Source organism: Amycolatopsis tolypomycina (assembly GCF_900105945.1).
Classification (GTDB): Bacteria; Actinomycetota; Actinomycetes; order Mycobacteriales; family Pseudonocardiaceae; genus Amycolatopsis; species Amycolatopsis tolypomycina.
This window is the reverse complement of sequence record NZ_FNSO01000003.1, coordinates 142,572-157,795: the sequence shown is the minus strand read 5'-3', so window position 1 is coordinate 157,795 and position 15,224 is coordinate 142,572. Positions and strand designations below refer to the sequence as shown.

Below are 15,224 nucleotides of genomic sequence, written 5' to 3'. Positions count from 1 at the left end.
CGGCGCCGGTCAGGACCCGCGAGGAGCACCCCATGCCCAAGTACGCCGCGATCATCTACGCCACGGACATCGACCCGACCACGCCCGAAGCCACGGACATGATGAAGGACTACGACGAGTTCGGCGCGGGAGCGGCGGCGGTGATCCGCGGCGGCGCGGCCCTGTACCCGACGGCGACCGCGACAACGGTCCGCGTCACCGGCGGCAAGGGCGGCGACATCGTCACCAGCGACGGCCCGTACGCGGAGACGAAGGAAGCCCTGACCGGATTCTACCTGCTCGAATGCGCCGACCTCGACGAAGCGGTCAAGGTCGCGGCGCGCATCCCGGGCGCGTGGGACGGCGCGATCGAGGTCCGTCCGGTCGTCGACTTCGGCAAGTGACCGGCGCCGGGGACGCGGTCGCGCGGCTGGTCCGGGCCGAGGGCACCGGGGTACTGGCCACGCTGGTCCGCGTCACCGGCAGCGTCGACCTGGCCGAGGACGCGGTCCAGGACGCCGTCGTGCGCGCACTGGAGACGTGGCCGCGCGACGGCGTCCCCGCCAACCCCCGCGGCTGGCTGCTGGTCGCGGCCCGCCACCGCGCGGTGGACGTGGCCCGCCGCGAAGCCAAGCGGCAGGGGAAGGAGGCGGTGGCGATGCCACCGGTGGACCCCCACCCGGACCCCCTTTCGGTCCGCGACGACCTGCTGCGGCTGGTCTTCACGTGTTGTCACCCGGCGTTGTCCCTGGAAGCCCAGGTGGCATTGGCGCTGCGGACATTGGGCGGTTTGTCGACCGCGGAGGTAGCCCGCGGCCTGCTGGTCCCCGAGGCGACGATGGCGAAGCGGCTGACGCGGGCGAAGCAGAAGATCGCTCAGGCGCGAATCCCGTACCGGGTGCCCGCGGTGGAGGAGTTGCCCGCGCGATTGGCCGGCGTCGCGTCAACGGTGTACTTGATCTTCAACGAGGGCTACACGGGCCGCGTGGCGCTGCTTTCCGAGGCCGTCCGCCTGGCCCGCTTGCTGGTTTCCCTGATGCCGGACGAGCCGACGGCGCTGGGACTGCTGGCCTTGGTGCTGCTACAGGACGCCCGCCGCGCGGCCCGGTTCGCTTCGGGGGTGCCGGTGTTGCTCGCTGCGCAGGACCGTTCGTTGTGGGACGCATCGCTGATCAAGGAAGGTGTGGAGCTGCTGGGCCGGGGGTTGCGCCGGACACCAGAAGTGCCGAACGCGTACGTGATCCAGGCGGCGATCGCGGCTTGCCACGACCTGGCACCGTCATACGCCGAGACGAACTGGAACGCGGTGATTTCCTGGTACGACGTGTTGTTGTCGATCCAGGACACGCCGGTGATCAGGTTGAACCGCGCGGCGGCGGTGGCGGAGCGGGATGGCGCAGCCGCGGCTTTGGTGCTGGTGGATGCGTTGCCGGGGTTGGAGGAGTACCCGTGGTGGCACGCTTCGCGGGCGGAGTTGTTGCACCGCTTGGGGTCTGCGGCGGCAGGGTCGGCTTTGGAGCGTGCGGAGGAAACCGGGTTGCCTGCCGCTCATGTGGCGCATTTGCGGGCCAGAATGGAAAGCGAAAACCCCGGACGGAATGCCCGGGATTTCGGTGAGAGCGGATGACGGGGGTGAAGAGTTGCCGGCTGCGGCGCGTTCGTCTTGGTCGGTCGGCCGATAGATTTCCTCGGTGGCGCCGTTGGTGCACTTACCAGCCCGTAACACTCTACGCGCGGTGAGCGATCGGCTACGGTGACAGGTGCGTCTGATCGGTCTAGCCGACCAGGGTGATCGGTCGCGCTGGGCAGAGGGGCCGGGCAACTGGATGAGGGGTGAGGCGCGTGGGCTGGCTCAGTGACGTCAGCTTCGCCATTCGGGATGTCGGCGATCGGGTGGCTGAGGCGGCAGCAGTTGTCGGCGTTCCTGCCGGTCCAGGGTTCACGCTTGACCGGGGCGAAGCGCAAGAGATGCTCAAGCAGATCAATGCGCTCACTGTCGAGCTGGCAAAGATCCAGAACGAAGCGAACGCGTTGTCGAGAATCACGCCGCCGGCACGGGACCAGGTGACTTCCGGATACCACGGAAATTTGACCCGCCGGCAGGACGGCCAGCCTGCCGCATTCGCCTACGGCGCCGGCCATGTTCAGGTGGAACTGGACTATCTTGACGAGTTGGCCAAGCGCCTTGAGGACGCGTTGGGCATCGTGCGCAGCAATGAAGCGAACGCTCAGGAAACAGTCCAGGGTGCTGGGCAGAGCAGCGGAGGATATGCTTGATGACCCGTCGATTCATGGCTGTGTGTGCTGGAGTTGTCGCGTCAATGGCGTTGGCCGGCTGCTCCGGGAAACCGACGTCGACCGGCACGCCCAGCCCCGTCACGACCCCTTCGGGCTCGTCAGCCTCGCACACCTTGCCCTACGCAGGTGCTCCCGATGTTTCCAACCCTCTTCCTGCGAGCGTGGTCGCAGGTGATCCGTGCACCGACGCCCTGACGCCGGCTCAAGTCAAAGAAGCGCTGGGTGTTGAGGTCACGGGTCAGCCCGGAACGGCACCCGGCCTCGGGCGCAAATGCGACTGGGCGAACCCCGACACGACCGCCGTTGTGACAGTTTTCTTCATCACCGAAACCCATCAGGGCCTGAGTGACCTCTATGCCAACACCAAGCCACAGGCCAAGGTGTGGAACGTTCTGCCGGACATCCAAGGATATCCTGCCGTGGCCTATCTGTCCGCTGACGGTGGAGACCCGAAACGGACCTGCGGGGTCAGTGTGGGGTTGGCAAACGATGTTGCCATCGATGTCGAACTGGCCTTGAGCCGGGCCAAGATCGGCACGGTTGACCCGTGCTCGGTAGCTCCGAAGGCGGCGGACGCCGTGGTGACAACGTTGCGGCAGAAGGCCGGAGCGTAGCCGTGAGCCTGCTCGATGACGCGAAAGACGGGATCAAGAACCTCGCCCATGGCGCTGAAGAGATGGTCTCCGGAGCGGTGAATGCGGTCGGGGACTTCTTCCGCGGCGATGTGGGAACTCAACCGGTTCCGGTGCCGGAGTTCGTGGAGCAGGTCCGCAACGGCAACACCGCGAGTTGGTACCAGGGCGTGGACAAGGCCGCGGCGTTGTCCAAGTCTCACACTGGCGTCGATCACACGGTGTCCGGGCTGCTCACGCGGCTGGAGAGCTCGTGGACTGGTGCCGGGTCGGACGCGGCGCGGCAGAAGATCCAGAAGTTTCGGGATGTCACCGCGGACGCCGCGACGACCTTCACCGGCAACGGCAACAGTTTGAAGATGGTTGCCGGTTCGTTCGACACTGCGAAACACACGATGGACCCGATGCCGCCGCGGCCGGACAAGAGTGTCGTGGACGTGCTGACGCCGTGGACCACGGATACAGAAGCGGCGATCGGGAACTACAACAACACCGCCGCGAAGAATCTCGCGATCTACAAGACCTATGAGGCGCAGGCCGGTGCGGGCAGCTCGCAGCTGACCGTCGACTACGGGCAGCTGGGTGCGTTCGACGGTGGCGCTATCACGGTCACCGACACCCCAGCGGGCAAGAAGCCGCGTGGAACAAGGCGTGACACGTCGACGCCGGTCACGTCACGCGCTGATGTGACCCCGCCGCCGCCGAGCACCACACCTGGCAGCCACGACATCGCCGGCGCTCGCGATGTCACCGTTCCCGGCCGGGGTGAGCAGCCGCTGCCGAGCGATCGGGGTGGGCAGGACACCACGACAGCCGGCTTCACGCCGTCGCCGATCTCGACCGGCGTCGGGCCGAGCACGTTGCCGGCACCGACAGCACCAGGAGTGAGCACCGGCGGCGGCTCGTCCCCGTATCTCGGCATGGGCGGCCTGACGGGTGGTGTGGGCGGTCTCGGGAGCGACAGCGGCGCGGGACGAGCGCCGGGTGGAGGTGGCCGCACCGGAGCCGGAGCGCCCGGGGAAGGCGTGCGCGGCGGAACCACCGTGCCGAGCCGAGGTGCGGGCGCTCGCGGGCCTGCCGGCACCAGCGGGATGGCTCCGGGACCGGGCCGCGGCAAAGGCTCGGAGGAGGACCAGGAGCATCAGCGCAAGTATGTGCTGGACACGACGCTGTTCGACGAAGACGGCAACGAGATCACCGACCCCGTGAACGGCCTGCCTGCGGTGCCACCGACGATCGGCACGTAACGCTTCTCGCCTGGTCCCCGCTTCCTTGTCCGCTGTTCTGCCGGCTTCGTGGGAGACACCGCGCCGTGAGCGTGATCGACACACCTCTTGCTCTGCCCAAAACCGTGCTGCTGACCGCGTGGACGATGGTCGAGCTCGGCGACCCGCACCCGGTCTTGGGCAGCAACCTGCACTACTGGATGCCCGCCGATGCCGTCGGCGAGCAGCACGAGCACGCGATGACGTTGTTGACACGGCAACGCGCCGCGCGCAACGGGCGGCTCAGCCCACTGTGGACCGACACGTTGCGGACGATCGCGTTCGCCGATCACGAGTTCTACTCGTGGTGCGCGTTCGCCGACGGCAGCTCCTGCGCAGTGCTGGTGGCCTCGCGCGGGCGGGATGCGGTGCGGGTGATCGTGAACGATCATGTGGTGGTGTTCGAGCCGATCGAGGCGAAGTGGTTGGCCAGCAGCTTGCTGGAGACACTGCCCGATGTTGACGGCGCGGCCATCAGGTCGGTGAGCGTTCGCCAGGAGGACTACGAGAACCCGGACGCGCGGCCGGCAAGCCCGCTCGCCGAACCTCCGGACACTCGGGATGCGGAGTTGCTGCTGGACACGATGGCAGCGCCGCGTGACGCGCTGCATCAGTTGTATGCCGCAGTCCGGGGTATTGAGGGAAGTCGGTTTCGCAGTTCGCCGATTACCGCGATCGATCTGACGGGCCGGGGTCGAGTGCTGACCTACCTCACTGGTGACGACTATGTGAATCTCGCTTCGGGCACACCCCGCGAGATCGTGAAGACCTTGAACGACACCGCTACCGCATTGGCGTGAGGAGTTCGGCTGGTGTCCCCAAGTCATCAATGCCTGAAGAAGGGCCGGTCTCCGGTTGAAGACCGGGGATAGAGAAAGCCCCAAGTCCACAGCGTGTGACCTGGGGCTTCTCGATAAGAGCGGATGACGGGAATCGAACCCGCGTATTCAGCTTGGGAACCGCTGTTGACCTTGGTTGACCGGCCTGAATGGCACGCCTTGACGCGGTGCTGCCGGCCGTTGTCACGATCCGGCTTCGGGGTGAACGCCCTGACGACCTGCAGCTTCGGCCATACGCTGCCGTGCTTGGCGACTTCGGTTCACGTAGAGGTACCAATGCCAGCCCGAGCCGAGACCGAACAAAGCGGCCCACAACCACGAAGTCCACGCGCCGGACATCACGGCAACGACGAGAAATCCGGCCACTGCGACTGTGCCTGAGATGGCCGCAGCGAGAATCCACCTTCGTTGTCCAGGAGTCAGCTGCGCCGGCCAGGAGGCCGTCCATCGGTTCCGATCCACGCGCAGAGCCTCCCACTGGGCCTGCCCGAGGGCCAAGCCGCAAAGTCACGGTCCCCATGCGAGCACGTCCGTCGCAGGCGTCGGTCCGCCCAAGTCGCGCGCTGGTGTCTGGAGACTTGGGTCAAGCCGCAGCAGGACGCGTTGCTCTTCGCGGGTGAGCGAGCTGGGCACGCCGGGAACATCTGGGCGTCGAAGGCGGGCACCTCGACCAAGGACCTGATGGCGCGAATGGGCCACGACGACATGCGGGCGGCCCTGATCTGCCAGCGGGCGACCAGCGACGCCGACAAGCAGATCGCGGACCGGCTGTCCAAGGACGGCCAACCCGTCCCGGTCGGCTAATGGCACATTAATGGCACGCGAGAAGTGAACAGCGGAGATAGAGAAAGCCCCAGGTCCACAGTAGACACCGTGTGACCTGGGGCTTCGCTCTGAGAGCGGATGACGGGAATCGAACCCGCGTATTCAGCTTGGGAAGCTGATGTTCTACCATTGAACTACATCCGCAGTGCGTCGTCAGCATACACGGCACCGTGATCCCCTTGTCCAGCGGCCTCCCTCCTTGACTCGTGCGCGTCATGTGACAACACTTGTTGTCGACTTCGGAGGTGAGCTTGATGGACGAGCCCGAGCTGTTCCGGCAAGGCGGGTTCCGGCTGGCCCAGCGGCTGTTCATCGACGGTGACATCCGGGGTGACGAACGCCAGGTCGCCCGCATCAGGGAGTTCGCCCAGGTGCAGGACCGGCTCGCGGACGACGTCGTCGCCTGGATGGTGCAGCAGCCCAAGGGGCAGGGGCGTGCTCTGTTCGAAGCGGCCCTGAAAGACCGAGCCCGGGCGTCCGGGCCGCTCAAGGACTTCTTCGACCAAGTCGACGCCAAGCCGTGCTGGGTTGATGATGAACGGCTTGAACGCGGTGCGAAAGCCATCACCCGGGCCGGGTTGCTGGGGCTCTTTCCGCTCGGCGACATGTCTCTGATGGGCGGCTACCTCGCATCGCGGGCCACGAAATCCCTGGTCGGCACCGGTGAGATCGAGTACAAGGCCACGCGGCGGCTCGTCGAAACCGCCGCCTGGTGGATCGACGTCACCACGCCCGGGGCCCTCAAGCACGGCGGAAAAGGCTACGCCGCCGCGTTGCGGATCCGGCTCGTGCATGCCCACGTGCGGGCCGCCATGAACCGGCGGGATGACTGGGACTACGCCGCCTGGGATCGGCCCGTCAACCAGGTGCAGACCGCCGGGACGCTGCTGCTCTTCTCGCTCGTCTACGTCTTCGGGACGCAGCTGCTCGGCCTGCGCTACTCCGCGCGCGAACGCGGTGACATCCTGCACCTCTGGCGCTACATCGGCTGGCTCATGGGCGTCGACGACGAGCTGCTGCCCACCTCCGAAGAGGACGCCTGGCGGCTGCTGTGGCTGCTCGCCGCCACCGAGTTCATCCCGGACGACGACTCGAAGCGGCTCGCCAAGGCGCTGATCCAGGCCAACGCCGCCGTCGGTGAGGGGCGGGGGGCCGTCGGGAAGGTGCTCTCGCACGTCTCCGTCGCCGTGCACTCGTCGATCAGCCGGCTCGTGCTCGGGAAGACCAACGCCGACTTCCTCGGGCTGCCGAACGACCCCGTCGCGCAGGCCGCGATCGTCGCCGTCGCGGGGGTCAACTTCGCCGCCGAGACCGTGCGGCGGTTCATTCCGGGGGCCACCGCGCTGCAGGAGCGGATCGGCGAGGCCGGGCGCCGCGGGTACGTGAAGCGGCTCGAGAAGATCTTCGCGCCCGACACCACCTACGCGCAGCACATGCGGGCCGCCTGAACCCACCGGATAGGCTTCGGCCGTGCTGCTCAGTGACCGTGACCTCCGCAAAGAGCTCGACGCCGGCCGGCTCGGCATCGACCCCTTCGATGCCGGCATGGTCCAGCCGTCCAGCATCGACGTCCGGCTCGACCGGTTCTTCCGCGTCTTCGACAACAGCAAGTACACCCACATCGACCCGCAGCTGCAGCAGGACGAGCTGACCTCGCTGGTCGAAAAGGAGGGCGACGAGCCCTTCGTGCTGCACCCGGGCGAGTTCGTCCTCGGCTCGACGTTCGAGCTCGTCACCCTGGCCGACGACCTGGCCGGCCGCCTCGAGGGCAAGTCCTCGCTCGGGCGCCTCGGGCTGCTCACGCACTCGACCGCCGGCTTCATCGACCCCGGCTTCTCCGGGCACATCACCCTCGAGCTGTCGAACGTCGCCAACCTGCCGATCACGCTCTGGCCGGGCATGAAGATCGGCCAGCTCTGCATCTTCCGGCTGTCGAGCTCCGCCGAGCACCCGTACGGCTCCAGTGAAGCCGGGTCCCGCTACCAGGGGCAGCGCGGCCCGACCCCCAGCCGGGCGTACAAGAACTTCCACCGCGTCGACACCTGGCGCTAGATCGCCACCTTCTCGTCCCAGTCGATGCGGTGGTTCCACATGAAGGCGTTCGGGTCCTCCTTGAACGGCTTCGAGAACGCCCGCTTGATGAAGAAGTCGCGGACGACCCGGCCGACCGGGCCGATCACCTTGTCGTCGCCGTTGCGCTTGCCCGCCGCGACCACTGCTTCGACGCGCTCGCGTCGCAGTCCTTCGTAGGCGGCCAGCGCGTGGGGGACATCAGGCACGTCCCGCAGGCATTTGCCCAGCGTGACGGCGTCTTCGATCGCCATCGAGGCGCCCTGGCCCGCCGCCGGTGACGTCGCGTGCGCCGCGTCGCCGATGATCACCATGCGGCCGCGGTGCCAGACCGGGACCGTCGGGAAGTCGTACGTCGGCCAGGCCGGGTAGATCCGGCGGGTCGCGCGGATGATCTCGGCGGCCGGCGTCCGGTCGGGGGCCACCAGGTCCAGCAGCTCCTGCCGGAAGTCCTCCCCGGTGAGCGCGCTGAGCTCGGCCTCGGTCGGCTCGGTCCTGCGGGCCGGGTTCGCGAACCACCAGACGCGGCCGTCCGGGCTGACGACGTGGCAGAAGAACACGCGCTTGCCGAACACCATGTTCAGCACGCCCGGCTCGTCGGGCAGGTCCAGTCCTTCGGCGAACCCGCCCGTGTTCAGCAGCTGGACGTACCGCGGCGACGGCGCGTGCGGGTCGATGATCGTGCGGACCCGGGAGCGGAGGCCGTCGGCGCCGATCAGGAGGTCGCCCTCCGCGTGGGAACCGTCCGCGAAATCCGCGCTGACGTGCGTGTTCGACTGTCTCGCGTCGATCAGGCGCTTGCCGTACTCGACGCGGATGCCGCGCCGCGCGGCCTCGTCGCGCAACGCGACGTAGAGGTCGGAGCGCAGGACCGTCTGGCTCACCGTGCCGTCCGGCAGCGCGCCGCCCAGCGGGAATTCGGCGAGCCGCGTGCCGTTGCCGAGCCCGATGGACATCCGCGGCGAGTCGAAGCCGACGCTGCGGACCACGTCTTTCAGGCCGAGCGGGAGCAGGGCGTCCAGGCCGTTGACGGCCAGCGTGAGGAACGCGCCGACGCCCTCGGAGTCGCGGTCGTAAGCCTCGAAGACCACTGGCTGGTGTCCGGCTTCGTGCAGGGCTATGGCGGTGATCGTGCCCGCGACGCCGCCCCCGATGATCAGTGCCCGTGTCATGTCGTTCGATCCCTCGAATGTCTTAGGAACTAATTCGTTCTGTCGAACTAAACAGTGGGCTAGGCTGGCCGCTGTGTCAAGCGAGCGAACGGAACTCGTCGAAGAAGTCCTGCTCAGGTCGCGGGAGCTGTCGACGGAGACGGTCATGTTCCACACCGCGATCTCCGAGACCCGGGGGCTGTCGGCGGTGGAGAGCAAGGTCCTGGACTACCTCGCCCGCTTCGGCGCGCAGACGCCGAAGGACCTCGCGCGGCTGTCGGGGCTCGCGCCGGCGTCGGTGACGGCGATGATCGACCGGCTCGAACGCAAGGGCATCGTCAACCGCGAGCCGCACCCCGACGACCGGCGCAAGATCCTCATCGCATTGGACCTGCAGTCCATTGCGAGCGCCGTGCACCTGTGGGACCACCTCGTCAAAGGCATGTACGAGCTCTGCGACCGCTACACCGACGACGAGCTCCGGACGGTCATCGGGTTCGTCCGCGCCGCCACCGCCCTCACCCACGAGTCGACGGTGAAGCTGACCGGCCCCACGAACGAGTGAGTTTGAAGGCGTAAAACCCGCGCTCGTGCCACGCTCCCAAGGTCGTCTCGACCCCGGAGGTGGCGAGGAGTGCCGTTGCCCGAAAGACCGCTTCGCCCGATATTCGTGCTGGCACTGGTCTTCCTGGCCTCGGCGTTGGTGCCGGCGGCAGGCGCGGCCGCCGGCCCACCTTTCGCAGTGGGCTACGACGCCGTCGTCTACGGCGACTTCGTCTACGCGGGCAACGGCGTCCTGCGCTGCCCGGTCGCCGCCGACGGCGCGCCGGCCGGCGGGACGGTCGCGACCCCGGCCGCGTGCGCGAACACCGCCGACCGCAAGGACACCCTGGCCAACGACGACTTCTTCATGCAGTGGGCCGACGTCGACGCCGACCCGGCGACGTTCGACTCGGCGAGCGCGTCGGTCGGCGTCCCGCCCGGTGCGCACGTCGTGTTCGCCCGGCTGAACTGGGCGGGCAGCCTGACCTGCGGTGACCGCGCGGTTCCCCCGCCCGGGACGCCGGCGAAGCAGAGCGTGCGGCTTTCCGTCGGCAGCGCGGAACCCGTGGACATCGCGCCTTCCGGGTACGCCGAAGACGGGAGTCACTACTCGGCGCTCGCGGACGTGACCAGCCGGTTCGCGAGCGTGCCGCCGGCGTTCGACGTGACGGTCGGCAATGTCTGGACGCCCAAGGGTTTCGACTGCGCGGGTGGCTGGTCGCTCGCGCTCGTGTACGCCTACCCCGAGCGCAACGCGGACTTCGCGCCGAACAAGCGCAAGGTGGTCGTCTACGACGGGCACGTCCGGCAGACCGCGGGCGCCCCGGCGGCCGAAACGACGATCACCGGCTTCCGCGCGGCGGCCGCCGACGCACACCTCGGCGTCACCGCGTACGACGGCGACTGGGGTGCGTCCGGCGACCAGTTCCTGGTCGACGGCACGCCGGCCGCCGAGCCCGCGACCGGCGGCACGTCGAACTTCTTCATCTCCAACGCCGACAACGCCGCGGCGCCGGGCGCGAAGAACAACTTCAGCGTCGACGCGAAGGCGTTCAACATCGACAGCATCCCCGCCGGCGCGACGAGCGCGAAGCTCGGCGTCGTCACCAGCGGTGACACCGTTCTGGCGCAGAACCTCGCGTTTTCGGTGCCGGTGCCCGAACTCCAGATCGCGGTGCGCGCGACCCGGCCGAAGGTGCACGCGGGCGAGCCGGTGACGTTCGCCGTCGTCGTGACGAACCCGGGCGACGTCCCGGCGTCCGGCGTCGAGGTCACCGACCCGGCCGTCCCGGAGTGCGCCAAGCCGCTCGGCACGCTCGCCCCGCGGCAGACGGTCAGCTATTCGTGCACCGGAACCGCGCCGCCCGACGACTTCACGAACACCGCGAAGGCGACCGGCACGAGCGCGCTCGGCGACGCACTCGACGGCGTCGCCAGCTCGCGCGTCGACGTCCTCCACCCGGCGCTGGGCATGACGAAGACGGCCGACCGGCCCGCGTACCGCGCCGGTGACGTCGTGACCTTCACGATCAAGGTCACGAACACCGGCGACACGGGGCTTATCGGCCTGCAGGTCGCCGACCCGAAGACACCGTCGTGCGCGCTCACCGGATCGCTCGCGCCGGCCGAAACCCGCACGACGACGTGCACCGCGAAGGCGCCGATCGCCGACGGCGTCAACACGGCGACCGCGGTGGCCACCGACGAGCTCGGCAAGCAGGTGACGGCCACGGCCGACGCGCCCGCGCCGACGATCGCGCCCGCGGTCGAGGTCACCAAGACCGCGGACCGGCCGGTGATCCACGCGGGCGACGCGGTCACGTGGACGGTGGCCGTGCGCAACACCGGCGACAGCCCGCTCGCCCCGGTGCAGGTCACCGACGACACGTCGACGGCGTGCTCGCGCACGTTCAGTGGTCTGGCCGCGGGCGCAGCGCAGACGTACACGTGCACGGCGAACCCGTCCCGCACCACGACGTCCCAGGTGACGGCGACCGGCACCGACCTGGCCGGCCGGCCCGTCACGGCCACCGCGTCGGCCACGGTCACGGTGATCACCCCGGCGCTGACCCTGACCGCGGCGGCCGCGCCCGCCATCGCGCGCGCCGGCGACCCGATCACGTTCACGATGACGGTCGCCAACGCCGGCGACGCACCGCTGACCGAGGTGGCCGTGACGGACGGCATCCCGGCGTGCGCGAAGGCGATCGGCGCGCTCGCCCCGGGCGGGGCGGTCACCTACACGTGCACGGCCCCGGCCCCACCGGACGACCTCGCCACGACGGCGACGGCCACCGGCAAGGACCAGCTCGGCCGCACGGTGAAGGTCACCGACGACGCAGCGGTCGACGTGATCCACCCGGCGATCAGGCTGGCGGTGCGGGCCACCCCGGCCGAGGTGCGTGAAGGCGACACGGTGACGTGGACGATCACCGCGGCCAACACCGGCGACGTGCCGCTCACGGAGGTGGCGGTCGCCGACGACCAGGTCCCGGCCTGCGCGAGGCGGCTGGGCGCGCTCCAGCCCCAGGCGCAGCAGGAGTACACGTGCACGACGACCGCGGGCGCATTGGGCATCGCGAACAAGCCCACGGCGACGGCCACGGACCCGACGGCCCGCCCGGTGACCGCGGCGGCCGAGGCCGCGTTCGCGGTGCAGCACCCGGCGGTCGCGGTGACGGCCGAGGTGATGGGTGGGCCGTTCCGTGAGGGCGACAAGGTGCCGTTCCGCGTCACGCTGCGCAATGCGGGGGACGTGCCGTTGGGTGGCCTTCGGGTGATGGATGCGCAGGCCGGGGGTGCTCGGGTGCTCGGCGGGCAGGCTGCGGTTCCGCCGGGCGTCGGCGGGGTCGCCGACGGACGGGGCGCTGGTGGGCAGGCCGGCCAGCCTGGCGCGGGAGGGCAGGCAGCCGCACCGCCGGGCGCTGGCGGACGAGCCGATGGCCCGCTGGCTGCGGGCGCCCGGGCCGCGGGCATGCCGAGTCCCGGCGCCTCGGTGACCGGCGCAGACCAGTCAGGCGCCGGCCGGCCTGGCGTTGGCGGGCAGGTCCCCGACGGACGGGTTGCCAACGGGCAGCCCACCCCGGCCACCGGGTGCAGTCAAACCCTCGACGGCACCCTCGCTCCCGGCGCCTCGCGCGACTTCACCTGCGCCACGACCGCTCCGGCCGATGACGTCACCAAAGCCTTCCGGGTCGTCGCCACTCCGCCGGTCGGTGCGGAGGTCGCCGCCGACGCCAGGGCCGCCGTTGATGTCATCCATCCCGGCCTTGCCGTTGCCCGGGCCGTTGAGCCCGCCGTCGTCCGCGTTGGGGACGTCGTGACCTCGACCGTCACCGTCACCAACGTCGGTGACAGCGCCCTTCAGGACGTCACCGTCGCTGACGAGCTAGCGAGGGACTGCGTCAGGTCCCTGGGACGGCTCGAACCGCAGGCGAAACGCACCTACAGCTGCACCCAAACCGCCGGGGACGCCGACTTCGCCGCCGTCGCGAAAGCCACCGGTACCGATGCCACGAATCGTCCGGTGACTGCCGCCGCCGAGGCCGCAGTCGATGTCATCCATCCCGCCATCACCGTCACCAACGACGCCTCGCCCACTCGCGTTCGCCAAGGCGACACCGTCACGTTCACCCTCGTCGTCGCCAACTCCGGCGATGTTCCGCTCACCGATGTGTCCCTTGTGGACAACCGCACTCCGGCGTGCGCTCAGTCCATCGGCACCCTCCTTCCCGGCGCCCGGCAGCGCCACTCCTGCAAGGTAGACGCCGGCACCGACAGTTTCGTGAGCTCCGCCACCGCAACTGGCACCGATCCGGTGAAACGCCAGGTCAGCGCCACCGACGACGCGGCCTACACCGTGCTGCACCCCGCCATCGAGCTCACTCAGGACATCCACGGTGGCCCCTTCCGCGCGGGCGACACCGTCACCGCCACCCTCACCGTCACCAACACCGGTGACGTCCCGCTGACCGCCGTCAACGTCGGGAGCGGGTCCTGCGCGAAGACCTTCGACGAGCTGAAACCCCAAGCCAAGCAGCAGTTCGACTGCACCACCATCGCCCCGGCCGACGACGCGGACAGCGCCGCGAAGGCGACGGCGGACGCCCCGGTGGGCCCACCGATCGCCGCCACCGACACGGACGAGATCGACGTCATCCATCCCGGTGTGCAGCTCACCGTCGACGCGATGCCCAAGACGGTCCGCGCCGGCGACGACGTCACCTTCACCGTCACCGCGCGCAACACCGGCGACGTCGCGCTGACCGCAGTGTCCGTTGTGGACGGACAGACCACCTGCGCGAACAAGTTCGACACCGTCCAACCCGGAGCGGTGAAGACCTACACCTGCACCCGCAAGGCGCCCGGCGACGACTTCGCGCAAGCCGTCGAGATCACCGGAAATGACCCGACCGGTCGCGCGGTGCAATCAACCGGTGACGCAAAAGTCGACGTCGTCCACCCCGGGATCGCCGTCATGAAAGACGCGGCACCCTACGAAGTCCGGGAAGGCGACACCGTCACCTTTTCGATCCTGGTCAAGAACACCGGTGACGTCCCGCTCGCCGACGTGAGCGTCGTCGACGACCACACGCCCTCGTGTGCGCACGCCGTGCCCGAACTGGCCGCCGACGCCGAAATTTCGTACACCTGCACAACGGTCGCCGGCAAAGTTGGCTTCACCGGCAAAGCAACGGCCTCCGGTCAAGACCCGACCCGGCGTCCGGTGAGTGCTTCCGGTGAGTCGACGTTCGTCGTCCGAATGGGCTGAACGGAGTAACGCGTCAGCGTCCGATTGCCTTGAAATCCTTACCTGTCACCGACGGGAAAAGTGACCAGTGCGTTCGTAGGGTTCTCGCTGTAATTGTTCCGTGATACGTTCCTGCGCCGTGTCCCCCATTGGTGAACGTGCTCACGTGGTGATGGTGTCACTCAGTGTGCTGCTCGGCGTTTTTTCCGCCGCCGCAGGCACCTGGATGGCCACCGCGGAAGGAAACACCGCCGAGCTCGGCGCCGCGGCGCTTGTCCTGCCGAACGCGCCCGCCGGTGCCGGCAGCGGCAGCGGAACCGACCTCGCCGGCGGTCAGGTCCAGACCACCACCCCCGGTCAGCCCGCCGCACCCACGACCTCGGCCCCCGCCCCGGCGACGACGTCCAGCGCGGCGCCCACGCCGACCGACACTTCCGCGGCGCCGCAGCCGTCGCCGTCCGAAGCTCCGCCGTCCAGCACCAAGGCCGCGGCCCGCGTCGCCCCTTCGGCCGCCGCCCAGGTCATCACCCTGGTCAACGACGAACGCGCCAAGGCCGGCTGCGACCCGCTGACCGAGGAATCGCACGTCACGAAGGCCGCGCAGGACTTCAGCGACAAGATGTCGGCCGAGAACTTCTTCTCCCACACCAGCCCTGACGGCACCACGTTCGACCAGCGCATCAAGCAGGCCGGCTACTCCAAGCCGGGCGCGGAGAACATCGCGCGCGGGCAGACGTCCGCGGCGCAGGTCATGGAGTCCTGGATGAACTCCCCGGGCCACCGCGCCAACATCCTCAACTGCACGCTCAAGAAGATCGGCGTCGGCGTCACCACCGCCGGCTGGTACTGGGTCCAGGACTTCGGGTACTGAG

At 69.0% G+C, this 15,224-nt stretch carries 13 protein-coding genes and 1 tRNA gene; 12 read left to right on the top strand and 2 right to left on the bottom strand.

What is annotated here, in order from left to right:
• Positions 1-32: 32 nt before the first annotated feature.
• From BLW76_RS06305 to BLW76_RS06275, 7 genes are all read left to right on the top strand, one after another.
• Positions 33-383 carry a YciI family protein gene (locus BLW76_RS06305; RefSeq protein ID WP_043787244.1) on the top strand — a complete coding sequence of 117 codons (351 nt, stop codon included), beginning with the start codon at positions 33-35 and terminating at the stop codon, positions 381-383.
• Complete coding sequence (locus BLW76_RS06300; protein WP_091304911.1) at positions 380-1,606, top strand: RNA polymerase sigma factor; 1,227 nt, start codon at positions 380-382, stop codon at positions 1,604-1,606. Before BLW76_RS06305 ends, BLW76_RS06300 begins: the two co-directional genes overlap by 4 nt.
• 215 nt (positions 1,607-1,821) lie before the next feature.
• Positions 1,822-2,256 (top strand): hypothetical protein, encoded by a 435-nt coding sequence (locus tag BLW76_RS06295; protein ID WP_143060542.1) that lies wholly within the window; start codon positions 1,822-1,824, stop codon positions 2,254-2,256.
• Complete coding sequence (locus BLW76_RS06290; RefSeq protein ID WP_341866468.1) at positions 2,256-2,891, top strand: DUF3558 domain-containing protein; 636 nt, start codon at positions 2,256-2,258, stop codon at positions 2,889-2,891. Before BLW76_RS06295 ends, BLW76_RS06290 begins: the two co-directional genes overlap by 1 nt.
• Positions 2,892-2,893: 2 nt before the next feature.
• The gene (locus tag BLW76_RS06285; protein WP_091304908.1) at positions 2,894-4,156 is read left to right on the top strand and encodes a WXG100 family type VII secretion target; all 1,263 of its coding nucleotides are present in this window, start codon (positions 2,894-2,896) and stop codon (positions 4,154-4,156) included.
• Positions 4,157-4,221: 65 nt separating this feature from the next.
• Positions 4,222-4,974 carry an ESX secretion-associated protein EspG gene (locus tag BLW76_RS06280; protein ID WP_091304907.1) on the top strand — a complete coding sequence of 251 codons (753 nt, stop codon included), beginning with the start codon at positions 4,222-4,224 and terminating at the stop codon, positions 4,972-4,974.
• A gap of 642 nt (positions 4,975-5,616) precedes the next feature.
• Entirely contained in the window at positions 5,617-5,817 is a 201-nt protein-coding gene (locus BLW76_RS06275; RefSeq protein ID WP_208613228.1) for a hypothetical protein, read from the top strand.
• Positions 5,818-5,911: 94 nt separating this feature from the next.
• Here BLW76_RS06275 and BLW76_RS06270 read toward each other — a convergent pair.
• Positions 5,912-5,982: transfer RNA gene (locus tag BLW76_RS06270), tRNA-Gly, on the bottom strand.
• A gap of 110 nt (positions 5,983-6,092) precedes the next feature.
• Here BLW76_RS06270 and BLW76_RS06265 point away from each other — a divergent pair.
• Positions 6,093-7,286: an oxygenase MpaB family protein gene (locus tag BLW76_RS06265; RefSeq protein ID WP_167384490.1), complete on the top strand. Its 1,194-nt coding sequence runs from the start codon at positions 6,093-6,095 to the stop codon at positions 7,284-7,286.
• A gap of 22 nt (positions 7,287-7,308) precedes the next feature.
• Positions 7,309-7,890: a dCTP deaminase gene (dcd, locus tag BLW76_RS06260; RefSeq protein ID WP_003058109.1), complete on the top strand. Its 582-nt coding sequence runs from the start codon at positions 7,309-7,311 to the stop codon at positions 7,888-7,890.
• On the opposite strand, the gene BLW76_RS06255 is transcribed toward dcd, so the two are convergent.
• Positions 7,887-9,080 (bottom strand): FAD-dependent oxidoreductase, encoded by a 1,194-nt coding sequence (locus tag BLW76_RS06255; RefSeq protein WP_091304905.1) that lies wholly within the window; start codon positions 9,078-9,080, stop codon positions 7,887-7,889. The two genes, dcd and BLW76_RS06255, sit on opposite strands and share 4 nt — an antisense overlap.
• Positions 9,081-9,153: 73 nt before the next feature.
• On the opposite strand from BLW76_RS06255, the gene BLW76_RS06250 reads away from it, so the two are divergent.
• The 3 genes from BLW76_RS06250 (at position 9,154) to BLW76_RS06240 (ending at position 15,223) form a co-directional block, all read left to right on the top strand.
• A complete protein-coding gene (locus BLW76_RS06250; protein WP_091304904.1) occupies positions 9,154-9,624 on the top strand; it encodes a MarR family winged helix-turn-helix transcriptional regulator in 471 nt (156 codons plus the stop codon).
• A gap of 105 nt (positions 9,625-9,729) precedes the next feature.
• Positions 9,730-14,373 (top strand): DUF7507 domain-containing protein, encoded by a 4,644-nt coding sequence (locus tag BLW76_RS50355; protein ID WP_091304903.1) that lies wholly within the window; start codon positions 9,730-9,732, stop codon positions 14,371-14,373.
• A gap of 145 nt (positions 14,374-14,518) precedes the next feature.
• Complete coding sequence (locus BLW76_RS06240) at positions 14,519-15,223, top strand: CAP domain-containing protein (protein ID WP_091304902.1); 705 nt, start codon at positions 14,519-14,521, stop codon at positions 15,221-15,223.
• Position 15,224 lies beyond the last annotated feature (1 nt).